This window comes from Granulicella mallensis (assembly GCF_014203225.1).
Classification (GTDB): Bacteria; Acidobacteriota; Terriglobia; order Terriglobales; family Acidobacteriaceae; genus Granulicella; species Granulicella mallensis_A.
Map to the genome: position 1 here is coordinate 406,230 of NZ_JACHIO010000001.1, position 22,904 is coordinate 429,133.

At 60.6% G+C, this 22,904-nt stretch carries 22 protein-coding genes; 10 read left to right on the forward strand and 12 right to left on the reverse strand.

The window, feature by feature from the left end; translation table 11 throughout:
* Positions 1–74 precede the first annotated feature (74 nt).
* The 6 genes from HDF15_RS01480 to HDF15_RS01505 form a co-directional block, all read right to left on the reverse strand.
* A complete protein-coding gene (locus HDF15_RS01480; RefSeq protein ID WP_184252497.1) occupies positions 75–1,106 on the reverse strand; it encodes a thioredoxin domain-containing protein in 1,032 nt (343 codons plus the stop codon).
* A 111-nt stretch (positions 1,107–1,217) separates the two neighbouring features.
* Positions 1,218–2,915: an NAD+ synthase gene (locus HDF15_RS01485; RefSeq protein WP_184252498.1), complete on the reverse strand. Its 1,698-nt coding sequence runs from the start codon at positions 2,913–2,915 to the stop codon at positions 1,218–1,220.
* A gap of 29 nt (positions 2,916–2,944) precedes the next feature.
* Positions 2,945–4,351: a sugar transferase gene (locus HDF15_RS01490; RefSeq protein ID WP_260330762.1), complete on the reverse strand. Its 1,407-nt coding sequence runs from the start codon at positions 4,349–4,351 to the stop codon at positions 2,945–2,947.
* Positions 4,352–4,629: 278 nt separating this feature from the next.
* Positions 4,630–5,586: an ABC transporter ATP-binding protein gene (locus HDF15_RS01495; protein WP_184252500.1), complete on the reverse strand. Its 957-nt coding sequence runs from the start codon at positions 5,584–5,586 to the stop codon at positions 4,630–4,632.
* A 33-nt stretch (positions 5,587–5,619) separates the two neighbouring features.
* The gene (locus HDF15_RS01500; RefSeq protein ID WP_184252501.1) at positions 5,620–6,300 is read right to left on the reverse strand and encodes a molybdenum cofactor guanylyltransferase; all 681 of its coding nucleotides are present in this window, start codon (positions 6,298–6,300) and stop codon (positions 5,620–5,622) included.
* 9 nt (positions 6,301–6,309) lie between these two features.
* On the reverse strand, positions 6,310–7,698 hold the full coding sequence (locus HDF15_RS01505; RefSeq protein WP_184252502.1) for a dipeptidase: 1,389 nt from the start codon (positions 7,696–7,698) through the stop codon (positions 6,310–6,312).
* A gap of 212 nt (positions 7,699–7,910) precedes the next feature.
* Between HDF15_RS01505 and HDF15_RS01510 the strand changes: the two genes are divergently transcribed.
* From HDF15_RS01510 to HDF15_RS01545, 8 genes are all read left to right on the forward strand, one after another.
* Positions 7,911–8,738, forward strand: coding sequence for a hypothetical protein (locus tag HDF15_RS01510; RefSeq protein ID WP_184252503.1), 828 nt, complete (start codon positions 7,911–7,913; stop codon positions 8,736–8,738).
* Positions 8,739–8,811: 73 nt separating this feature from the next.
* The gene (locus HDF15_RS01515) at positions 8,812–9,654 is read left to right on the forward strand and encodes a rhamnogalacturonan acetylesterase (RefSeq protein ID WP_184252504.1); all 843 of its coding nucleotides are present in this window, start codon (positions 8,812–8,814) and stop codon (positions 9,652–9,654) included.
* Between the two features lie 66 nt (positions 9,655–9,720).
* Positions 9,721–10,020: a hypothetical protein gene (locus HDF15_RS01520; RefSeq protein WP_184252505.1), complete on the forward strand. Its 300-nt coding sequence runs from the start codon at positions 9,721–9,723 to the stop codon at positions 10,018–10,020.
* 129 nt (positions 10,021–10,149) lie between these two features.
* Positions 10,150–13,140 (forward strand): preprotein translocase subunit SecA, encoded by a 2,991-nt coding sequence (secA, locus tag HDF15_RS01525; RefSeq protein WP_184252506.1) that lies wholly within the window; start codon positions 10,150–10,152, stop codon positions 13,138–13,140.
* 86 nt (positions 13,141–13,226) lie between these two features.
* Positions 13,227–13,679 carry an SRPBCC family protein gene (locus tag HDF15_RS01530; RefSeq protein WP_184252507.1) on the forward strand — a complete coding sequence of 151 codons (453 nt, stop codon included), beginning with the start codon at positions 13,227–13,229 and terminating at the stop codon, positions 13,677–13,679.
* On the forward strand, positions 13,660–14,007 hold the full coding sequence (locus HDF15_RS01535; RefSeq protein WP_184252508.1) for a helix-turn-helix transcriptional regulator: 348 nt from the start codon (positions 13,660–13,662) through the stop codon (positions 14,005–14,007). The genes HDF15_RS01530 and HDF15_RS01535 overlap by 20 nt, the downstream gene beginning before the upstream one ends.
* A 15-nt stretch (positions 14,008–14,022) precedes the next feature.
* A complete protein-coding gene (locus HDF15_RS01540; RefSeq protein ID WP_014266818.1) occupies positions 14,023–14,346 on the forward strand; it encodes a rhodanese-like domain-containing protein in 324 nt (107 codons plus the stop codon).
* 2 nt (positions 14,347–14,348) lie between these two features.
* A complete protein-coding gene (locus HDF15_RS01545) occupies positions 14,349–15,296 on the forward strand; it encodes a hypothetical protein (protein ID WP_184252509.1) in 948 nt (315 codons plus the stop codon).
* Here the strand turns inward: HDF15_RS01545 and HDF15_RS01550 are convergent.
* The 4 genes from HDF15_RS01550 to HDF15_RS01565 form a co-directional block, all read right to left on the reverse strand.
* Entirely contained in the window at positions 15,285–15,950 is a 666-nt protein-coding gene (locus HDF15_RS01550) for a bifunctional 4-hydroxy-2-oxoglutarate aldolase/2-dehydro-3-deoxy-phosphogluconate aldolase (RefSeq protein WP_014266820.1), read from the reverse strand. The two genes, HDF15_RS01545 and HDF15_RS01550, sit on opposite strands and share 12 nt — an antisense overlap.
* Positions 15,951–16,017: 67 nt before the next feature.
* Positions 16,018–17,163: a sugar kinase gene (locus HDF15_RS01555; protein ID WP_311733011.1), complete on the reverse strand. Its 1,146-nt coding sequence runs from the start codon at positions 17,161–17,163 to the stop codon at positions 16,018–16,020.
* Positions 17,160–17,990, reverse strand: coding sequence for a 5-dehydro-4-deoxy-D-glucuronate isomerase (gene kduI / locus HDF15_RS01560; RefSeq protein ID WP_014266822.1), 831 nt, complete (start codon positions 17,988–17,990; stop codon positions 17,160–17,162). The genes HDF15_RS01555 and kduI overlap by 4 nt, the downstream gene beginning before the upstream one ends.
* Before the next feature lie 88 nt (positions 17,991–18,078).
* The gene (locus tag HDF15_RS01565) at positions 18,079–18,651 is read right to left on the reverse strand and encodes a hypothetical protein (protein WP_184252510.1); all 573 of its coding nucleotides are present in this window, start codon (positions 18,649–18,651) and stop codon (positions 18,079–18,081) included.
* Between the two features lie 189 nt (positions 18,652–18,840).
* On the opposite strand from HDF15_RS01565, the gene HDF15_RS01570 reads away from it, so the two are divergent.
* Positions 18,841–19,620, forward strand: a complete 780-nt coding sequence (locus HDF15_RS01570; RefSeq protein WP_221314225.1) for a glucose 1-dehydrogenase — start codon at positions 18,841–18,843, stop codon at positions 19,618–19,620.
* Between the two features lie 294 nt (positions 19,621–19,914).
* Here HDF15_RS01570 and HDF15_RS01575 read toward each other — a convergent pair whose 3' ends face one another.
* Positions 19,915–20,316 (reverse strand): DUF3224 domain-containing protein, encoded by a 402-nt coding sequence (locus tag HDF15_RS01575; protein ID WP_184252511.1) that lies wholly within the window; start codon positions 20,314–20,316, stop codon positions 19,915–19,917.
* Positions 20,317–20,434: 118 nt separating this feature from the next.
* Complete coding sequence (locus HDF15_RS01580) at positions 20,435–21,499, reverse strand: rod shape-determining protein (protein WP_014266826.1); 1,065 nt, start codon at positions 21,497–21,499, stop codon at positions 20,435–20,437.
* A gap of 266 nt (positions 21,500–21,765) precedes the next feature.
* Between HDF15_RS01580 and ald the strand changes: the two genes are divergently transcribed.
* A complete protein-coding gene (gene ald, locus HDF15_RS01585) occupies positions 21,766–22,884 on the forward strand; it encodes an alanine dehydrogenase (RefSeq protein ID WP_184252512.1) in 1,119 nt (372 codons plus the stop codon).
* Positions 22,885–22,904 lie beyond the last annotated feature (20 nt).

Sequence of the window (22,904 nt, forward strand, 5' to 3'; positions counted from 1 at the left end):
CTTATGCCTGTTAAAAGCAAAAACCCCATCCCCGCCGCGCAAACCGCGCGTCGAGAACGGGGTTTCCAGGCTCTCTACTTCAAGGTCGAAAGCGTAGGCTGCAGGTGCACGACGACCCCGTCCAGCCCAGCCTGATGCGCAATGATCTTCTTCAGCGTCTCGTACGGGATGCCCGCAACAGGAAGCAGATGACCGTTCACCGCAAGAATCGGCGTCTGGTCGACACCAACATCCGTACCCAGCTTCTGGGAGGCCTTGACGGCATCCTTGATCGCCGGAGTCTCCGCGCAGGCAGCCGCCGCCGCAGGATCTCCGCCAGCCTTCGTGACAGCAGCGCTCAACGTGGCATCAGCACGCTCAGGAGTCAGCCCGTCCTGCATGTCGAAGACGGTCTGTGCATAGGTAAAGAACGCGCTATCGCCCTTGGCCTTGCGTACGCACTCGCCTTCAGCCGCCGCGCGGAACGCGTAGGGATGAATCTCGCTGAGGGGATAGTTCTCAAACACGATGCGCGCCTGGGGGAAGTCCTGCGCGATGTTGTCCATCGTTGCCTGGACCTCCTTGCAGTGCGGGCACTGCAGATCGGCAAACTCTACGAGCAAAAGCTCTTTGCCCGCAGCTCCGCGAGCGGGGCCATCGACACGATCCTGCAGAATCTTCCGTGTTGCGGCAAACGGCGTCGCACCGAAGTCGATCACGTTATCGGCGATCGCGTGCTTGCCGTCCGGCGTGGTGAAGAAGACAGTCTGCGTGCCTTTGCCCGGCTGCGACTTATCCGACACAAAGACGACGACCTTGCTGACACCAGGGGCCGGCGTCGCAAGGATTGCGGCAACGCTCCAGATGCGATTCTCGTCGTAACCCCAGATCGCCTTCAGGAAGCTGTTAACCTCATCGGCAGTGGGGGTGGTTGCCGTAAAGTTCTTCGGATTTACCGGAGGAAACGGATTGGCAGGCGGCACGGCGTTCTGCGGCTTGGGAGCCTGGGGCTCTGCAGCCTGCGTTGCGGGACTAAGCTTGGGTGTGCCCGGCGCCTGCGCGAACATCGGTACTGCGATTGTCAGCAGCGCCAGACCGGCTGCCGTTGCGAGGGTGCTGTTCTTCACGTCTTTCCGTCTCCTGGCTTCAGCGGTCTCCGCCTCAGCCGTTTATTTCTTTCAGATTTTGTCGAGCTTTTCCATTAGGGCCTGTTTGAACCATTAGACCCCGGTTGAACTTCAGACTTCGCGTTTTGCGGCGATGGGAAAGCGTCTCCCCATGCCAAAGGACTTCTTGGAGACCTTGAGCACCGGCGCAGCCTGCTGCCGTTTGTACTCACTGCGCTCCACCAACTGGATCACCGAGCGCACCAGGTTCGCATCAACACCCTGCGTTGCCGCAATCTCTTCGGCCGAGACATAGTCCTCAATGTATGCCCTCAGGATCGGATCGAGCACCTCGTAAGGCGGCAGAGAGTCGGTATCCTTCTGCCCCGGCCGCAACTCCGCCGAGGGAGGCTTGGTCAAGGTGTCTTCCGGGATGATCTCACGCTCACGGTTGGCGTAATGGCTCAGCGCGTAGACCTCGGTCTTGTACACGTCGCCGATCACCGCAAGCGCACCAACCATATCGCCATAAAGCGTGCAATAGCCGGTCGCCATCTCACTCTTGTTGCCGGTCGTCAGCACCAGCGCTCCGGTCTTGTTCGAGAGCGCCATCAGCAGGCTGCCGCGAATGCGCGGCTGCAGATTCTCCTCCGCCAAGCCAAACGGGGTACCGGCAAAAAACGGCTGCAGCGAGTCAGAGAACTGCGTATAGATCTCGCGCACGGGCACGACCGAGAACGGAATCCCCAGGTTCTGCGCCAATTTCTCGGCATCGCTGACCGAGCCGGTGGACGAGAACTCGCTCGGCATGCCGATTCCCTGCACGTTCTCCGCACCGAGAGCCTCTACGGCAATCGCCGCGACCAGCGCCGAATCGATTCCCCCGCTCAGTCCCAGGATCGCCTTCTTGAAGCCACACTTGCGCACATAATCGCGTGTTCCGAGCACCAGCGCCTGCCAGGTAAGCGCCGTCTGGGTTGCGGCGTCCGTCTCCGGCACAGGAGCTATCCCTGCGGAAACGGCCGGAGCGCTGTCCGTATCGAAGATCACAAGGTCTTCGGCAAACCCACGCGCCTGCGCCACGATCTCCCCGTCAGGCCCGGCGACAAACGAGTTTCCATCGAAGACCAGGCTATCGTTAGCCCCTACCTGGTTCACCAGCACGACCGTCGCATGGTGCCGCTTCGCCAGCGCGCCGATCATCCGCTGCCGGACCTCAACTTTGCCATGCCAGTAAGGAGAAGCCGAGATATTCAGGATCAGCCGCTGCCCTCCCAACGGTTGCGGCAGCACAGCCCACTGCTTCATCAGCTCTTCAACAGGGTCGACAGAATAATTGCGGCGCGGCCAGAACACCTTGTCGTTCCAGGCGTCCTCGCATACCGTGAGCGCCACAGCCTGACCTTTGACCACGGCGAGGGATTGATGGGTCGCAGGCTCAAAATAACGCTGCTCATCGAAGACGTCGTAGAACGGGAGCAGCATCTTCTGCTGCAGGCACCGGATCTCTCCCGCCTCCAGCAGCGCCGCGACGTTGCGCACATGCTTGCCGGTAGGCTGTGCAACGGACAATGCCGTCCCGCAGAGGATGGCTGGACGCCCTTCCCCCTTGGTCAACGCGGCAACCTCCGCCAGCGATGCCTCGGCGCGTTTGACGAACGATTCCTTTTCAAGGAGATCCGCGGGTGGATATCCGCAGATCGCGAGTTCCGGAAAAATCACGAGGTCGGCGCGTTCCGCAACGGCGCGCTCCGTAAACTCACGAATCTTCTGCAAATTGCCGGAGAAGTCTCCGACAGTCGGGTTGATTTGGGCCAGGGCAATCCGCACAGAATCAGTCTATCGCGGCCCGGGGTTCCTCAGGAGCCTGTGCCGCCCACAACGACACTGATCGTCCGTGCCAGGATGCGCAGATCCAACAACAGGTTCCAGTTCTCGACATAGGCCGTGTCGAGCGAGATATAGCTGTCGAACGAGGGGTCCTGACGGGCTTCCACCTGCCACAGCCCGGTCATCCCCGGCAATACATCCAGACGGCGCAGATGAGAGAGCTCGTACTGCTCGACCTCGGCAGCAATCGGCGGCCGCGGGCCGACCAGGCTCATGTCGCCAATCAGCACATTGAAGAGCTGGGGAAGCTCGTCCAGCGAGTACTTCCGCAGGATGACGCCAATCTTGGTGATGCGCGGATCGTTGCTGATCTTGAAGAGCACGCCCTCGCGTTCGTTCAGATGCGCCAGGTTCTCACGCAGCCGGTCGGCATTGACCACCATCGTGCGGAACTTGTAGCAGGTGAAAGTCCGTCCCTTGCGGCCAATACGCTGGGCGCGATAGAAGAACGGTCCCTTGGAATCGAGCCGCACAGCGATGGCGATCGCAATCATCAAAGGTGAGGCAATCGCAAGAATGATGACCGACAGCACGACATCCAGAACCCGCTTCAGCAGGAAGGCCCCACGTGGGAAGTCACGCCGATGCAAGGGGATCGTCGGAAACTGTCCGATGTACTCCACCCGTGCGTTCCAGGCGAGGCCGTCATACAGATCGGGCACAACGCGCACATCAATTCCCTGCGAGCGCGCCTCTTCCACAACAGCCATGACGGTCTGCTTATCGGCAGGGGTCGAGAAGTAAATCTCGTCGACGAATAACGACCTGGCCAGTGCCACACAGTTGCTGACGTCGCCGATCACATCGGGGGCAACCCGATCATCGCCCCTCGGGGCAAGCGAGATGAAACCCATGAAACGGAAGCCCATATGGCGAAGAGCTTCCAGGTGATTGCGCAGCGCATGCCCGACGCGTCCATCCCCCACGATCAGGACATTGCGCGTCTCCAGCCCCTGCAGGTAGCGGCGCTCTCGCAGCTTGCGCATCACGGCACGGCGAACCATCACCAGCACCATCGTGATCACAACCGTCAGGAGCACCATGACACGCGAGATGGCGTACCCGTGCATCACGTACAGGTTGCCGCAAAGAAGCAGGCCGGCGGTCAGGGTCGCCTGGACGGTCATCCGCTGCTCGTGCAGGCCGCTGTGGTTTTGAGCCAGACCATACAGCCCGTAAATCCGCGCGAAGATCACCAGGTAGAGGCCGAAGAGCGCGAGGAACATAAACGAGACAGCCGGTCGCGCCGGCACCAGGTGGGCCAGAACTCTATCGGCAGGAATAGGGCTTTCAGGGATAAACCGGAGCCGGAAGGCGATGAAACCGGCAAACATAGCGGTCAAAAAGTCAAAAGAAGCCCAAACGATACTGGTCAACGCCGGTTGCGATAAAGTTCCCGCAGTCCCAGCCGCAGAGGCACCATGCCTCCCGTGCCTACCGGAAATCACTATCTGTTGGAGATAGTCAGGTGTCGTCATCTTGAGCTACCGTAAATGGCCCCACACCGAGGAACGGTGTTTGTTATATATCTTTAGGAAGTGTCCCATACTCTATGGGCAACGGTTGAACGGCGTTCGAAAACATTAACAAGCCCGTACCCGTAACAACATCATTTCAAAAACGTTGAACCCCGAAGGGTGAATGATTGTTAACCCTAGTTTGGCAGAATCAGGGCATCCAAGGCAAGGAATTCTTGAAGTACAGGATCCTTACTGGAGCGCATCTCCTCCATCGTCCCGAAGAAATGCGCCTTGCCTTCGTGCAGGAAGACAACGCGATCAGCCAACTTCTGAGCGAAACGCATATCATGGGTGACCACAATACTCGTGAGATGCAGCTGCACTTTTAAACGTTGGATCAGGTCTCCCAAAAGATGAGCCATCAGGGGATCGACCATGGTGGTCGGTTCGTCGTACAGGACGGCCGACGGCTGAGCCGCGAGTGCCCTCGCAATCGCCACCGACCGCTTCATACCGGTGGAAAGGTCCGAAGGCAGCAGGTCTTCCATGCCGGCAACCCCCACCATCTCCAGCAAACCCTTGACCACCTGCCGGATCTGGTCCTCCTCCATGGTCCTGCGCTCGCGCAGGGGAAAAGCCACATTTTCCCCCACGGAGATGGAGTCGAATAACGCACCGTTCTGGAAGACCATCGTGACCTTGCGCCGGACCTCCTGCATCTCCCGCTCGGAGAGACCCGAGATATCCTGCCCGGCGACCAGCACCGTCCCCTGGTCCGGCTTGAGGAAACCCATCAGGATCTGCAAAGAAACCGACTTGCCGACGCCGCTTCGGCCCAAAATACAGAGCGTCTCCCCCGGATTGACGAAAAAGCTCACATCTTCCAGCACAACGAAGTCGCCAAACGACTTACAGACGTGCTCAAAGGAGATGTACGGGCCGACCTGGGTGGAGTTTAAGAACTCCGCACCGGCAATCCCCGCGTCAGCCTCGATATTCGAATCATTCGCAATGGCTTCAGCCTCCTCCTCGTTAGCCTGCGCCGACTCGGCCATGAACTCCTCGACCACAGGAGCAACGTCCGCCGAAACCTCCGCGGTCAGGGACACTTCTTCATCCGGCAGCAGCTTGGCCTCGTGGTCGTCAGTCATGGCTCTCCCTCCCAGCTAGTATCCCATTCGGCTTTATGCAGTTCGATGCTGGGCCCAGATCTCGGCTTCAGCCAATTCCTGTGGCGTATTCACATTCGAGAACCAGAACTCCATTTGCAATGCAGTGGGGGGGGGAGCGGGAGCATAGGATGCGGCATTCTCCGGGCCAATCCATCCGATACCGGAAGGCTTGATTCCCTGCAAGATGGTTTCGAGCTTCCGCTCGCCCCCAGCAAGCGCGCTTGAAAGCTGCATTCGGCTATCGCGCGGCAGAAAACAGAACGTCGGCTGGCTGACCCAATTCGCTTCCAGATAGGCTCCGCCGAACAGCCTTGGGTTTGAGCGAAGACGTCTCTGGACCCATCGTCGAAGCATTTCAGCAGGCACCAACGGCACATCCACCGGAATAAACAAGGCCCATTCCTGCCGTGACGCAGCAAGCCCCGCCTCGATTCCAGCCGCAGGGCCTGCGCTCTTCCAGGTCTCCCGCACCACCGGCGCATACCCCGCCAGATCCTCACGATTCCCCGCGATGCTTACGTCGACACAAAACTCCCGCAGCTTCTCCACCGCAATCTCGACCATCGGACGGCCGCAGAACGGCAGCAGCGCCTTGTCCTGCCCCATGCGCAGGCTCTTTCCTCCGGCCAGCACGAATCCATGCACAGGCAGCTTTGTGTCGCCCTCTCGAATCTCGTCTCTCGAATCTCGCAACTCGAAGGCCTAAGCCCCACCAACCAGCCCAAAGAACCGCACGATCGACTCGATCCCGCGATGAAAGTTGGCCAGGTGAAACTTCTCGTTCGGCGCATGAAGATTATCGTCCGGCAGCCCGAACCCCATCATCACCGTAGGAATTCCCAGCTCGCGTACGAAGTCTCCGACAATCGGGATCGACCCGCCGCCACGTACAAACACCGTCTCCTTGCCGAAGACCTCGCCCATCGCCTCTTTTGCGGCGCGGATGTAGTCGTTGTCCGTGCTCACCACGATCGGCTCACCGGAGTGAATCATCCGTACCGTCACCTGGGTTCCCTTCGGGACGATCCCTTCGACGAACTTCCTGTACTTCTCGAACGTGGCCTCGGGAGTCATTCCCGGCACCAGACGGAAGCTGATCTTCGCCAGCGCTTTTGCCGGAATCACAGTCTTCGCGCCCGCTCCGGTAAAGCCTCCGGGCATGCCGTGAACATCCATCGTCGGACGCGACCACGTCCGTTCCAGGACGCTGAAGTCCGGCTCGCCCGTCAGTTCCGTCGAGCCCACCTCTGTCTTGCGATAGTGCTCTTCATCAAACGGCAATGACTTCCAGGCCTTCAGCTCATCCGCAGTAGGAGCCTCGATGCCGTCATAGAAGCCGGGAATAGCGATGTGTCCGGTCTCATCCTTCAGCTTCGCAATGATCTGCGCCAGCGCAACGAACGGGTTCGGAGCCGCGCCCCCGTACATGCCGGAATGAAGATCGGTCGCGGCGCCGCGAACCTCGAGCTCCGTATAGATCATGCCGCGCAGACCGACGCATAACGTCGGCAACTCAGGCGCAAACATCTCCGTGTCGCTCACCAGCGCGGCGTCGGCTTTGAGCACATCCCCATGCTCCCGCACAAAGGCCGCAATGCCCTCTCCGCCAACCTCTTCTTCGCCTTCGACGATCACCTTGATGTTGACCGGCAGCTTGCCTTCGGCCTTTAGAAGAGACTCGAGCGCCTTCACATGCATCCACATCTGGCCCTTGTCATCGACCGCGCCCCGCGCGTAGATATTGCCATCGCGCTCTTCCGGCTCAAACGGCGGCGACTTCCACTCATCGAGCGGATCGGGAGGCTGGACATCGTAGTGCCCATAGCAGAGCACCGTCGGCTTCCCGGGAGAATGCAACCAGTCGGCATAGACCAGCGGATGTCCCTGGTGAGTCGCCGTGGTCGTCTCGATCAGCCGGACGTTCTCCATGCCAGCCGCACGCAGGCCCTCGGCAACGAACTCCGCCGCCTTGCGCACATCGCCCGCACGCTCCGGAGTGGTTGAAATCGACGGAATGCGCAACAGCGCCTTCAACTCCTCAACAAACCGTGCGCCATTGTCCTTTGCAAACTCCACTGCCTTGCCGCTCATCAAAACACTCCTCAAAACCGCTCCGGCACGATACACCGATGCCCCCAGAATAGTCCGTCTATCTCTCGCCTCCAACCTGCCGCGAAGGGAATTACGATCTCTTTACATCTTTGATGGGCACTTCTCCATCTATAACAACTACAGCGCTATAAATTACGAAGCAGCTCAATCCTGCAAAACTCATCTCAGAATCAGCCAACCCAGAAGGAAGCATGACGAAGATCACGCCGCGCCACACAGTCTCAATCGCTCTTCTCCTCGGATTACTTTGCACCGGTGAACTCTGTGCGCAGCAGCTTGCGGCGTCTGATACCCCCAATCTTCCTGCAGCACCGGTGGCCAACGTCTCCTACAGCTCCTCGAACGGGGCAGGCGATCCTCCAGTGTCACCCGCCCTCATCGATGCCCCGACACCCCAGATCCCGACATCCCAGTCCGACGACTCCTCCGGGAAGCAGACGAAGCGCATTCTCGGCATCATCCCAAACTTCCGTGCCGTAAGCGCAGATCAGCATCTGCCGCCGCAAACGGTCAAAGATAAGTTCATAACCGCGAGCCAGGACACCTTCGACTACTCCGCCATCGTCGTACCGGCAGGGCTCGCAGGCTTCAATCTGGCCCGCAACGCCACGCCCGAGTTCGGCCACGGCGGAGTTGCTTATGGCCGCTACTTCTGGCACTCCCTCGTGGACCAGACCGTCGAAAACTACATGGTGGAGTTCATCGTCCCCGCCGCCACCCACGAAGACACCCGTTACTACACGCTGGGCCACGGAGGCTTTCTCAAGCGCACCGGCTATGCCCTGAGCCGCACCGTCATCACCCGCTCGGACTCCGGCAAAGAGGTCTTCAACGCTGGTGAAGTTGTGGGAGCGGGCGCCGGAGCCGGTCTCTCCAACCTCTACTATCCCAGCCGGGAGCGCGGCCTGGGCAACACCGGCACCCAATGGGGCACAAGCATCGGCATCGACGCAGCCACCTTCGTCCTCAAAGAGTTCTGGCCGGACATCAACAACGCTCTCTTTCACAACAAAGACTAAAACGTCTATACCGCCATAGCTCTCAAGGCAGGCGGAGACATGATGGCAATTCCATGGTGATACTATTTCACCCATGAATCGAGCCCTTGCTCTCCGCCGCCTGGTACTTCCTGCCGTGCTTGCCTTTGGCTTTGGATCGCTGGCCCCGGCGCAGCAAAGCGTGCCCGCTACCCCCGACGCTCCCCCGCAGACCAATCTCCCCACCGACGCTGCGCTCAACCCGAAGCTGCCCACCGTCTTCATCGTCGGAGACTCCACCGCTCGCAACGGAGCCAACCTCGGCTGGGGCGACCACGTTGGACCCCTCTTCGACACCTCCCGCATCAACGTCGCCAACCGCGCCGTAGCCGGACGCTCCTCCCGCACGTACATCAATGAAGGCCGCTGGATCAAGGTTCTCAGCGAGATGAAGCCCGGCGACTTCCTCCTCCTGCAGATGGGCCACAACGATGGCGGCGACCTCGGCGGAGCCAAACCGCGCGGCACCCTGAAGGGCATCGGCGACGAAACCAAGGACGTCCCCCAAACCACCGGCCCGCTCGCCGGTCAGGTTGAAACCGTCCACACCTATGGCTGGTACATGCGCAAGATGATCGATGAAGCCAAAGCCAAGAGCGTCCAGCCCATGATCCTTACCCTTACCATCCGCAACATCTGGAAAGATGGGCACGTCGAGCGCGACATGGGCTATACCACCTTCATCCGCCAGATCGCCGACCAGGAGCACATCCCCGTCATCGACATGGCTACCCTGGAAGCCGACCGGTTGGAGGCCCTGGGACAGGAAAAGACCGCCCTGCTCTTTCCCATCGACCACACCCACACCAGCCCTGAGGGAGCTGAAAAGAACGCCCAGTCCGTAGCCGATGCCCTCCGTGCGAGCCATGTCTCCCTCGTCGGCTACCTCAAGCCCTAGCTGGTAGCCAAGCCCTTGGACGTGTATTTACATCCGAGGCGCCCTCTTTCGTCTAAAATCCAATTAATGCGACTTCGCGCCCTCCATCTCGCCAGCGTCCTGCTGCTGCTCGCCTCTCTCGGCGCGGCAGAAGGATCGGTTCTGCGCGAGGGCGACCTCCGTAGCGGCGTCCACTATATAGGCGTCCTGCTGGCGCAGGACTACGCCGGAGTCGACGCCTGGGCGGAGCTCAACTCAGGCAGCAAGGACGCCCTCCGGTTCGATCTTCCTGTCGCATCGCTCGTCCAGCACCGTGCTGTCTGGACCATGCGTCCTCCCTCTGCCCATTGCACAGAGCTTCAGGCCGTCACCGGCTTCAGCCTTTAGGCCCCTTCTCCCCAGCGCATTCCGTGCAGGCCGCCACTTGGCTCAGCCCATCTGTTCCACACAAACTAGAGATTGCGATCCTCTGTGCCCGTGTTTCCACCCGGCGCCCACGCAAAAAGGACACCCGCTTTGATCAACACTGTACTCGCCAAAGTCTTTGGTACCAGCAACGAACGTGCCGTAAAGCGCATGCTCCCGGTACTCGCGCAGATCAACGGTTTCGATGAGTCCATCAAGGTCCTCTCGGACGCCGAACTCCAGGCCAAGACCCTTGAATTCAGAGCCCGCATCGCCAAGGCCATCGAAGGCCTGACCGACGCCGACGAGATCACCGCCGCCGAAAAGGCCGCGCTCGACGAGATCATGCCCGAAGCCTTCGCCGTCGTGCGCGAGGCCGGACGCCGCGTCGTCGGCATGCGCCACTTCGACGTCCAGATGATCGGCGGCATGGTGCTGCACTCCGGCAAGATTGCCGAGATGAAGACCGGCGAAGGCAAGACCCTCGTCGCGACGCTTCCCTGCTATCTGAATGCACTCGCCGGCCACGGCGTGCACGTCGTCACGGTCAACGACTATCTCGCCAAACGCGATGCCGAGTGGATGGGCAAGATCTACGGCTTCCTCGGCCTCTCCGTCGGTGTCATCGTGCATGACCTCGACGACCGCCAGCGCCGCGAAGCCTACGCCTCGGACATCACCTACGGCACCAACAACGAGTTTGGCTTCGACTACCTGCGCGACAACATGAAGTTCGAGATCAGCGAGCAGGTCCAGCGCGGCAACTACTACTGCATCGTCGACGAGGTCGACTCCATCCTCATCGATGAGGCGCGTACCCCGCTCATCATCTCCGGTCCCACCGACAAAACCACCGACAAATACGCCATCGCCAACACCATCATCCCCAAGATCGAGGCAGGCGAACTGATTGAGTCGCTCGAAACCAAGATCTGGTCGGGCGATTACGTGGTCGACGAAAAGGCACGCGCCGTCACCGTCACCGACGAAGGCTGGGAGAAGATCGAAGCTCTCCTCGGCATCGGCAACATCGCCGACCCCGAAAACTGGGACATGAAGCACCACATCGAGGTCGCCATCAAGGCGCACGCTCTCTATCGGCGCGACGTGGAATACGTAGTCAAGGACGGCGAAGTCATCATCGTCGACGAGTTCACCGGCCGCCTGATGCCCGGCCGCCGCTGGTCCGATGGCCTGCACCAGGCCGTCGAAGCCAAGGAAGGCGTGGTCATCCGCAAGGAAGACCAGACGCTCGCCACCATCACCTTCCAGAACTACTTCCGCCTGTACAAGAAGCTCTCCGGAATGACCGGCACCGCCGAGACGGAAGCCTCCGAGTTCGAAAGCATCTACAAGCTCGAGATCGTCGTCATCCCGACGAACCGGCAGATGCTCCGCATCGAGAACTCGGACGTTGTCTACCGCACCGCGAAGGAAAAGTACTTCGCCGTCGCGGACGAGATCGAACGCCTGCATGCGCAGAAGCAGCCTGTGCTCGTGGGCACGACCAGCATTGAGAAGTCCGAGCTGCTCTCCGACATCCTGAAGCGCAAGGGCGTGCGCCACGTCGTGCTGAACGCCAAGTTCCACGAAAAGGAAGCCGAGATCGTCGCGCAGGCCGGACGGCTCGGCATGGTAACCATCGCCACCAACATGGCCGGCCGCGGAACGGATATCCTGCTCGGCGGTAACTCCGAGTTCATGGCCCGCCAGGACCTCGTGAAGCGCAATCTGGCTCGCGCCGTCTCCGCCGCCGAAGGCTCCATCCAGCCTGTTGCGGCCCCTGGGTTTGTGCGCTTCTACTACCAGTCCCAGGAGTTCGAGACCTCGCAGCAGCAGTGGGACGATATCATCGCCTCGCACTCCGCCGCCACCAAGGTCGAGCACGATGCCGTCATCGAAGCGGGCGGCCTGCACATCCTGGGCACTGAGCGCCATGAATCGCGGCGAGTCGACAACCAGCTCCGCGGCCGCGCCGGACGTCAGGGCGATCCCGGCTCCTCGCGCTTCTTCCTCTCCCTCGAAGATGACCTCATGCGCATCTTCGCGCGCGAGTGGGTCGGCACGCTGCTGCAATCGCTGGGCATGGAAGAAGGCGTTCCGATTGAAAGCCGCATGATCTCCAAGCGCATCGAATCCGCGCAGAAGGCCGTCGAATCGCAGAACTTCGAGTCACGTAAACACGTGCTCGAATACGACGACGTCATGAACAAGCAGCGCGAAGCCGTCTACGGCCTGCGCCGCCAGCTCATGGAAGGCACCGAGCAGAAACAGCTCATCACCGAGGATTATGTCTCGACGATCCTGTCGGGCATCCTCGAAGAGTTTGCTCCTGAAAAGGCCCACCCGGACCAGTGGAACGTCGAGCAGATCTTCACCCAGATCTACGACATCTTCGGCGCCAACTTCGAAGGCGTCATCGATCCGACACAGCTCAACCGCCACGAGTTTGGAGATACCATCTTCGACAAGCTGCGCGAGCGTTACGACGTGAAGGAGAAGATCCTCGGCGAGCCCAACATGCGCTATCACGAGCGCATCGTCATGCTCAGCGTGCTCGACGGTCTCTGGAAAGAACACCTGCTCTCGATGGACCAGTTGAAGGAAGGCATCGGCATGCGCGGCTACGCGCAGCAGGACCCGCTGGTGGCCTACAAGAAGGAATCCTTCGAGATGTTCGAGACGATGATGCTGCGCTTCCAGGAAGACACGGCACGTCATCTCTTCCGCATGCAGATCCTCGCTCCCGATGGTACCCCGATCGAGACAGCCGAACAGCTCGCCGCGCTGCAGTCGGCACAGCCCGCGCCTCCGTCCCTGCCACAGCAGCGCTCGATCGCGGACGAGATCGGCCTGCCGCCCTCGCAGCCTGCAACGCCACCGCCCGCCGTTCCCACCCGCCCGCCATCAACCACCATCGACGCGCTGGAGCGTGAGTTCGAGCGCAAGAAGCAGCGCGACCTCGACGCTGCTCGCAACGTTGGCGGGGCAACCACCAATACCGCAGCCCCACGGCGCTCGGGTGAGAAGATCGGCCGCAACGACGAATGCTTCTGCGGCTCCGGCAAGAAGTACAAGAAGTGCCACGGTGCGAACGCCTAACGACAAATCGAGAGCACCGAAAAAGAGCAACCGAAAGGTTGCTCTTTTGCTTGTCTCCCCATAATATGCAACCAGGAGGTTGCCCTATGGACAATCGCATCGAAAAGCATATCGAACTGAAGGCTCCACTCTCACGCGTCTGGCAGGCCCTCACCGACTACCGCCAGTTCGGAGAATGGTTCCGCCTCAATCTCGAAGGCCCCTTCGTTCCCGGTGAGACCGCTCGCGGCTACATCACCTGGCCCGGCTACGAGCACCTCCTCATGGAGGTCGTCGTGCAAAAGATAGAGCCAGAGCACCTCTTCTCTTTTACCTGGCACCCCTATGCCATCGATCCGAACGTGGACTACTCGAAAGAAACACCCACCCTCGTCGAGTTCAAGCTCGCGAAGACCCTGACCGGCACAGCACTCACCGTCACAGAGTCTGGTTTCGAGCACATTCCCCGCGAACGCTTCGCAGACGCCTTCCGAATGAACGACTCCGGCTGGACCCAGCAACTCAAGAACATCGAGACCTATGTCGCCCAGGCTCTCTAGTCATAAGCCGCAAGCCAAGGCACAGATCTTTGCCGCACTCGGCGACGAGACGAGACTGTCTCTGCTCATCAGGCTCTCTGACGGGCAGAGACAGTCGATCGCTCAGCTCACCGAAGGTTCTAAGCTAACGCGTCAGGCCGTCACGAAACACCTGCGCATCCTGGAGCGCGTGCGCATCGTGCACAGCACGCGCGCGGGCCGCGAAAGTCTCTTTGCATTCAATCCGGAGCCCCTCGACGAACTCAAACGATATCTGGATCTAGTCTCTGAACGATGGAACCAGACACTCTCCCGGCTTAAGTCCTTCGTCGAAATCAACGACGAATAGCTATATCCTGAAGACATGGATCTCGAAATCACCGTCGACCAACTCAAGCAACAACTCTCCTCCGCCACGCCGCCGCTGCTCCTCGACGTGCGTGAACAATGGGAGTTCAACACCGCCAGCATCGCAGGCAGCACGCTGATGCCGATGAACGAAGTCCCCTCCCGCGCCCACCAGGAGCTCGACGAAGAGCAGCACATCCTCGTCCTCTGCCACCACGGAGCCCGCTCGCTCTCGGTCGCCGCCTGGCTGCGCCAGCAGGGCTTCGACAAGGCACAGTCGGTTGCAGGCGGCATCAACGCCTGGTCGCGCTCCATCGATCCCACCGTTCCGCTCTACTGACCATGACTGCCGCGCGAAACTTCGACGCCGAGCTCGACGCGGTGAACGCTGCCGCCGAGCTCCCGCCGGACGAAGCCCTGCCGCTGCTTCGCAAGGCCCTCAACCATCGCAGCAACCTGATCGTCTCGCGTGCAGCCAAGCATGCGGGAGGCCTCCACCTGACGGTCCTCACAGAAGTTCTCGCCGAGGCCTTCTACCGCTTCATGCCGGCGGCCGGCAACCCCGCCAAGACCGATCCGCAGTGCTGGGCCAAGAATGAGATCGGCAAAGCACTCGCCGCGTTTGGGCATCAGGATGTCGAACTCTTTCTCGCAGGCATGAGACATCACCAGCCGGAACCCACCTGGGGTGGCCCCTCCGACAGTGCAGGCCCTTTGCGCGGCGCCTGCGCGCTTGCCCTGGTGCAGTGCCGCGAGATCTCTTCCTCAACCCTGCTGCGGCATCTCGCCCCGCTCTTTCGCGATGAAGAGCTGCCCGTTCGCGTCAACGCCGCTCGCGCCGTCGAACAGATAGGCTCCGATGCCGCAGCCCTGATGTTGCGGCTGCGCGCGGAGCTTGGCAGCGACGCCCCGGAGTTGATCGGAGCCTGCATTGGTGGAGTTCTTCGCCTCGACGGAGAGTCCGCTCTGCCCTGGGTCGCAGGCTTTCTTGCACTCGGAGACGATCTCTCCGCCGAAGCCGCCTTCGTCCTGGCCGAGCATCGCTCACCCCAGGCCGTCGCGCTCCTGCAGACCGCTCACGACGCGACGTTCAACCGTGACTTCCGCGCAACGCTGCTGACAGCCATCGCCTCCACCCGCCTGCCCGAAGCTACGGATTGGCTGTTGCAGCGCGTCCTCTCCGGCGCACAGGACGCAAAACTCGCCGCCCAGGCACTCTGCGATGCCCAGCCTCCGCCGGAAATCGCGGAACAGCTACGGACACACGGGTTTCCCTGCTCAGGCCGCTGAAGCGCGGTGATGAAAGCGCTTCACGATCTCGAGATACTTCCGTGCATTCTCGGTAATCGTCTCCGGCTGCCCAGCGGCAATCGCCTTCGTGTCCACGAGGTCCGCTCCGACACCAAGCGCAAACGCCCCAGCCTCGAGAAACTCATGGGCCGTCGCCAGCGAGACGCCGCCCGTAGGAATCAACTCAATCTGCGGCAGAGGAGCCTTCAGACTCTTCAGATACTTCGCTCCGCCCAGCGCATTCGCCGGAAAAACCTTGATGATATCCGCGCCGCACTGCCAGGCCGTCACCACCTCGGTCGGCGTGAGAGCTCCCGGCAACACCGCGACAGAGTAGCGCTGGCAAATCTCCACCGTCTTCACGTTGAGCGCAGGGCTTACGACAAACTGCGCGCCTTCCAGCATGCAGATACGCGCGGTCTCTGGGTCGAGCACCGTCCCCGCGCCGATGAGGATGTCAGGGCGTTCTTTCGTGAGCCTCGCCATCACCCGCACTGCACCGGGCACGGTCATCGTCACTTCGAGCACGGTGACGCCACCTGCCGCAATGGCCTCGGCTAATGCCAGCGCCTGATCTTCACTCTCCGCACGCAATACGGGAAGCAGCCCGATCCTGCGTATCTCCTGCAACACTTCACTCTTGCTCAAGCTCATCTTTATCCCCTCATAGCTCAACTACTCATAGCTCGTAGCTCAAAACACCCCAACAACTCTCAGCGCCTTACCGAACCGTCCCCGCCGAACCACCCGCCATCAATCGTTCCACCTCCGGCAGCGTAGCCATCGACGAGTCACCCGCGGTCGTCATTGCGAGCGCTCCATGCGCAATCCCGCAGTCCAGGGCGTGGCGCATCCCCTTACCTTGCAGCAGGCCATAGATCAACCCAGAGGCAAACGAATCGCCCCCGCCAACGCGATCCAGGATCTCTAGGTCATCGAAGCGCAGGCCCTCATAGGCCTCGCCCTCCGCATAGCCAAAGGCGCTCCAACCATTGCGGTTCGCCGTATGCGGACGCCGCACTGTACTGGCGATCACCTTGAGGTTTTCAAACTCCGCCGTCACGCGGCCTGCCATGGCACGAAAGCTGTCCAGCGTGTGCCACACCGGCCCCTGGGAGGCCTCGCCAAGCGTCGCCGCGATATCGCCTTCGTGGCCGAATAAAACATCGACCAGCGGCATCAGCGATCGATTTACATCGATAGAACCCTGTCTGCCGCCACGTGATTTCCAAAGCGAAGGCCGATAGTTGCAGTCGAAGCTCACGATCGTGCCATGGCGTTTCGCCGCAGCCATCGCCTCGCGCACCACCTCGGTAGAGTCTTCACTCAACGCAGCCATAACGCCGCCGGTGTGAAACCACTGCGCACCCTCATCCTGAAAGATCTCGTCCCAGTCCACATCGCCGGGCTTCATCTGCGAAATCGCCGTGTTGCCACGGTCCATCATGCCCAGACCGCCACGCACGCCAAACCCGCGCTCCAGGAAATAAATCCCGTTGCGCGCCTCGCGTCCGACGCCGTCGAAATCCCGCCACAGCACATGCTGCAGGTCAACGCCGCCCTGCAGCATCAGATCTTCGACGAGCCGGCCCACGGGATTGTCCACAAGCGCCGTAACGATAGCGGTACGCAGATCGAAGCAGCGGCGCGCTCCACGTGCCACGTTGTACTCGCCGCCACCCTCCCACACACGAAAGTTCCGCGAGCCCACAATACGCCCCTCGCCCGGATCGAAGCGCAGCATCACCTCGCCCAGCGAAACCAGGTCCCACTCACAAAGCACAGGATCGCGCAGGATCAAACCGCCATGGCCCTGCACCAAATCACTGACTAGCTGACTCGCTGACTCGCTGATTCGCTGATTCACTTCAACTCCGCAATGGCCACGGCATCCATGTCGTCGTACGCCTGGTTCTCGCCACCCATGCCCCAGCAGAAGCCATAGCTCTTGGTGCCTACGCCCGCATGAACGCTCCAGCCCGGAGAGACCGCAACCTCACGGTCGCCGATGAAGAGATGCCGTGTCTCCTGCGGCGGCCCCATCAGGTGCAGCACGCGGTGCGCGGGATCGACATCGAAGTACAGGTAGACCTCGCTGCGACGCATATGCGTGTGCGGCGGCATCGTATTCCAGTTCGAGCCTTCATCCAGCAGCGTGAAGCCCATCACGAGCTGGCAGCTACGCAGACCCTCTTTATAGATCGCCTTGTAGATCGTGCGCTTGTTACAGGTCTCCACCGCGCCGAGCTTCAGCCCTTCGAGGTCCTGGAAGCGCACCATCTTCGTCGGAAACTCCGCATGGGCCGGATAGCTCAACAGGTAGAACGCGGCGGGCTTCTCCGCATCCTCACTGGAAAAGCTGATCACCTTGCTTCCGCGCCCGATGTAAAGGCAATCGAGCTTGCCCAACTCGAAGGTCTCTCCATCCACCGTGACCGAACCCGAACCACCGACGTTGAGCACGCCCAGCTCGCGCCGTTCGCAGAAGAACTCAGCCCGCAACTCCGGCTGCGTCTCCAGGTGCAAAGCGGACGTCGTGGGCACAGCCGAGCCGATCACCGTGCGGTCGAGATCGACATACGCAAGATCGAGCCCACCAGGGCGAAACATGCCTTCGAGTAAAAAGGTCTCGCGCAGCTCCGGCGTCGTCATGCGGCTGTAGCGAACTGGATCTGCCATTTGCAGCAACTTCATCGTAAATCTCCTCTTGTCTGTGGCTCTAAGAATAACGCGCCTTGATTGCGCGCTGTGATTGCATACCGTTGTCTATTGCATATGGACGTTACTTCTTCGCAGGCAGTGGAGGTGGTGGAGGTGCCGCCAGAGCTTTCGCCACCTCACCCTCACCCCGCGCTTCAACCTTGATCACATAAGTCGTAATCGTCTGCCCCGGAGCTTCAATCGCCTGATGCGGCGTACCTGCCGGAATGTGAATGAAGTCGCCCTTGTGCAGCACATGGGGCGTCGCGCCTTCCAGCCGCGTTCCCCGCACCTCGCCGTTTGGACCTTCCTTGCCATCGACCATCGTGCCGCCGGTCAACTCCGTGCCCTCACCATCGATCACGATCAGGAAATCGGCAAAGTGCTTATGCAGCTCGCCGCCGCCGCTCTGGGTACGGGCCGACAGCATCGTGTAGTGGCCGTTGTAGTTCGCCAGCGTAATACTGGCGCTTCCGTTGCCTGCCTTCGCCTGCTCCAGAAGGGCCTTGCCCTGCTGCGCAAGCACATCGAAGTTCAATGCCTCAGGCTGCGTCTGAATCGCCGACTGTGCGCTCATCACAGCCGCCGATCCTATGAACGCCAGTGCCGCCAGTCTCCGCGCAGGCCGTCCCCACCTACACAACAGGTCCTTCATCTCAAGCCTCCGGTATCGCAGTTCAACAAACCTGTCCAACAGCATACGCAAGAGCGCATAGACTCGTCAGCTTTATACAACCGGATGACTGCACGGAGAATAATTTTTCGGCAGCATAAAAATGTCCGCCTCGGGCATTGCCTCCACCCTTTGCTCTTCGTGTGTCACTCCGCGTAGAGTTTCTTCATCATGTCTATCTCCGCCACCGCTCCGACCATCCTCGATCTCTTTCGCCTCGACGGCAAAGTCGCGCTCGTCACCGGAGCCGCCAGCGGCCTCGGTGCAGCCATTGCCACGGCACTCGCACAGGCCGGAGCCGAGGTTGCCGTGCACGGCAATCGCAGGCCCGCCACCGAGACCGCTACGGCCATCGGCAACAAAGCCGCAGCCTTCCAGGCCGACCTCTCCTCGACCAGCGGTGCGGAGTCTCTCTTCGGTGCGGTCAAAGAGCGCTTTGGACGCGTCGACATCCTCGTCAACAACGCCGGAACGATCCATCGCAACGCCGCCGAAGACACCTTGCTTGAAGACTGGCAGCACGTCCTGCAGGTCAATCTCACCAGCGTCTTCCAGCTCTCGCAGTTCGTCGCCCGCGACATGATCTCGCGCGAAGCCGCAGGGAAGATCGTCAACATCGCGTCACTGCTGAGCTTCCAGGGCGGCATCCGCGTTCCGGCCTACGCGGCCTCCAAAGGCGGCGTCGCCCAACTCACCAAGGCCCTGGCCAACGAGTGGGCCCCCAAGGGAATCCAGGTGAACGCCATCGCCCCCGGCTACTTCTCTACGACCAACACTGAAGCCCTGCAGGCCGACGAGACACGCAATCGCCAGATCCTCGAACGCATCCCCGCCGCCCGCTGGGGCAAGCCGCAGGACCTCGCAGGCGCGGCGCTCTTCCTCTCCTCAGCGGCCAGCGACTACGTAACGGGAACCGTCCTCACCGTTGACGGCGGCTGGATGGGACGATAGCAGGCCGTAACGAAGTTTTTATTTTGAAAGGGCGGGGCTTCAACCCCGCCGCTAACTGTTGCCTTTGCTTTTCTGGTTGTCATTCCGAGCGCAGCGAGGAACCTGCTGTCTCCCGTTCTTCGGTCGTATTCCCCAGAACCACGTGAACTAAACCTGGGATTGGTTAAATGGACGCACAGCGCTTGTAGCCATGATCGGCAAAAAGCGGGAGACAGCAGGTTCCTCGCTGCGCTCGGAATGACAACAAGAAAAGCAAAGGCAAAACAAAGCAAGCACACCAAAAACAACCCACACCTACACCAACTCATACTCAAAATTGTAAGAATGCTTACCCGCCTCTATCGTGATCGCCAGCGTCCCACTCAATCCGCTGAGACCTTCCGTCCCCGACTCCGGCACCACGACAACCTGCAGATGACTCGACTTCGGATCATTCTTGTTCATCGTGGCATTGTGCATCAGAACGAAGCTCCCAGCCCGACCGTCAAGCCTGCCTGTGACCCGTTCAATAGCGACGTAGGCCATCGCTCCCGTGCTCTCCGTGATCCCGGTCAGCATCTCGCCCTTGCTGGTGCCTTCCAGCTCTCCCGAAAACACCTTGTCGATCGTCATCCGTCCGACTCTGGCCTCTTTTCCGATAGCCGACGCCTCGGCAGGAGCGATCTTCACCTCAAACGTTCCCTTTGCCTGCTTCATGATTCTTTCTCCAGGTTGCTGTATTGGGGCTGCGGCTCCTAGAAATACCACAAGCGCATGGTGCCACGCACCCAATAGAAAAGGCCGCCCGCAGGCGGCCTCTCCCAGCACCACAAAATTAGTCGATCGAGATCTTCCGCAACAACCGAAAATCCGACAACATCTTGCCCGTTCCGAGCACCACGCTGGCAAGCGGATCGTCGGCGATCGAAACCGGCAGACCTGTTTCCTCACGAATACGGCGGTCAAGGTTCTTGATCAGCGCACCGCCACCCGTCAGCACAATGCCACGGTCGGAGATATCCGCCGACAACTCAGGAGGAGTACGCTCCAGCGCCACACGAATCGCATTCATGATCGTCGCAATGCACTCGCCGAGCGCCTCGCGAATCTCCGAATCCTCAATGGTGATGGTCTTCGGCACGCCCTCGATGAGATTGCGGCCCTTGATCTCCATCGTCAGCGGCTTGTCCAGCGGGAACGCCGAGCCGAGCTCAATCTTGATCTGTTCCGCCGTGCGCTCGCCTACCAGCAGGTTGTACTTGCGCTTCAGGTAGGTCATCACGGCTTCGTCCATCTGGTTGCCGGCCATGCGAACCGAGCGCGAGTAGACGATGCCCGCAAGCGAGATCACCGCAATGTCCGTCGTTCCGCCGCCGATATCGACGACCATATTGCCGCCGGGCTCAGTGATGGGCAGACCCGCGCCAATCGCGGCCACCATCGCCTGCTCCACGAGATGCACTTCGCTGGCCTTGGCGCGATAGGCGGAGTCCATGACTGCGCGCTTTTCCACCTGCGTAATCTCACTCGGCACGCCGATGACGATGCGCGGATGCACCATCATCTTGCGGTTGTGCGCCTTCTGGATGAAGTAGTTCAACATCTTCTCGGTCTGCTTGAAGTCGGCGATCACGCCATCCTTCATCGGCTTGATCGCGATGATGTTGCCAGGAGTTCGACCCAGCATCTCCTTGGCTTCCTTACCCACAGCCTCCACCTCGCCCGTCACGCGGTTGACGGCGATAATCGAAGGCTCGTTCACAATGATGCCCTTACCGTGCGCGAAGACGAGGGTATTCGCCGTCCCAAGATCGATCGCCAGATCGCTGGAGAAGAGCGAGAAGATAGAGCGCATGTTGCTCACGCGCGATGTACGCGACTGAAAGTTCTTCGATGACATTTTGTTGGGCGGATCCTGTTCCAATAAGCTCTTAGACTCACTCTAGTGTAATCCTTCGCAGCCGGGCCCATCCGGTTGACCGGCCAGCATCCGACTGCACAACAGCGCAGACCGGAAAATCACCCCCTTCAAGGGCGAAAAGAGCTCTCCGACCGGCATTTCCCTCTGGAAGATAACCACAGTCCTGTCACATTCACTGCGATCTGAGCACTCTACTTCTCCCCTACTCTCGGTACAATCGACCTAAAGGACGGAAACTGACCGCGATGATAATTGGCGTTCCCAAAGAAGTAAAAGACCATGAGAGCCGTGTAGGCATAACCCCAGCAGGCGTAAGAGCTCTCGTCGATGCTGGCCACAAAGTGCTCGTCGAGCACAATGCCGGGCACCTCTCCTCGTTTCCCGACGACGAGTACCAGGCCGTCGGCGCCGAGATCGTCGGCGAAGCCTCCGCCGTCTGGGGCCTGGCCGACATGGTCGTCAAGGTCAAAGAGCCGGTCGCCAAGGAGTACGGCTACTTCCGCGAAGGCCTCGTGCTCTTCACCTATCTGCATCTCGCTCCCCTCAAGGAGCTCACCGACACCCTGCTCGCCAAGAAGGTCACCGGCATCGCCTATGAGACCGTCCGCGATCGTGCCGGCTCGCTTCCACTTCTGACCCCCATGTCCGAGGTCGCAGGCCGCCTCTCTGTACAGGTCGGCGCAGCCTACCTCGAAAAAGAGCACGGCGGACGCGGTGTCCTGCTGGGCGGCGTCCCCGGCGTTCCTCCGGGCAACGTCTGCATCATCGGCGGCGGCATCGTCGGCACCAACGCGGCAAAGATCGCCCTCGGTATGGGAGCGAAGGTCACTCTCGTCGACCTGAACCTCAACCGCCTGCGCGAACTGGACGACATCTTCTCCGGCCGCGTCTACACCCTGGCCTCGAACGCCTACAACGTCGAACGCGCGGTCTGCGAAGCTGACCTGGTCATCGGCGGCGTCCTGATTCCCGGTGCGGCTGCACCGAAGCTCGTCACCAAGGCCATGGTCTCCAAGATGAAGAAGGGCGCGGTCATCGTCGACGTCGCCATCGACCAGGGCGGCTGCATCGAGACTGCACGGCCAACCACGCACTCCGATCCCAGCTATGAGGTCGACGGTGTCGTCCACTACTGCGTCACCAACATGCCCGCGGCCGTGCCGAACACCAGCACACTCGCTCTGACCAACGCGACCTTCCCCTACGTCATGAAGCTCGCAAAACTCGGGGCGAAGGCAGCTATCCTCGAGGATGCTGGCATCGCGGAAGGCGTCAACACCTACGAGGGGCACCTGACCTACAAGGCCGTTGCCGAAGGCCAGGAACGCGCGTTCACCCCCATCTCCCAGCTCCTCTCGAAGTAGCGAAACGAGTACACTTTCAC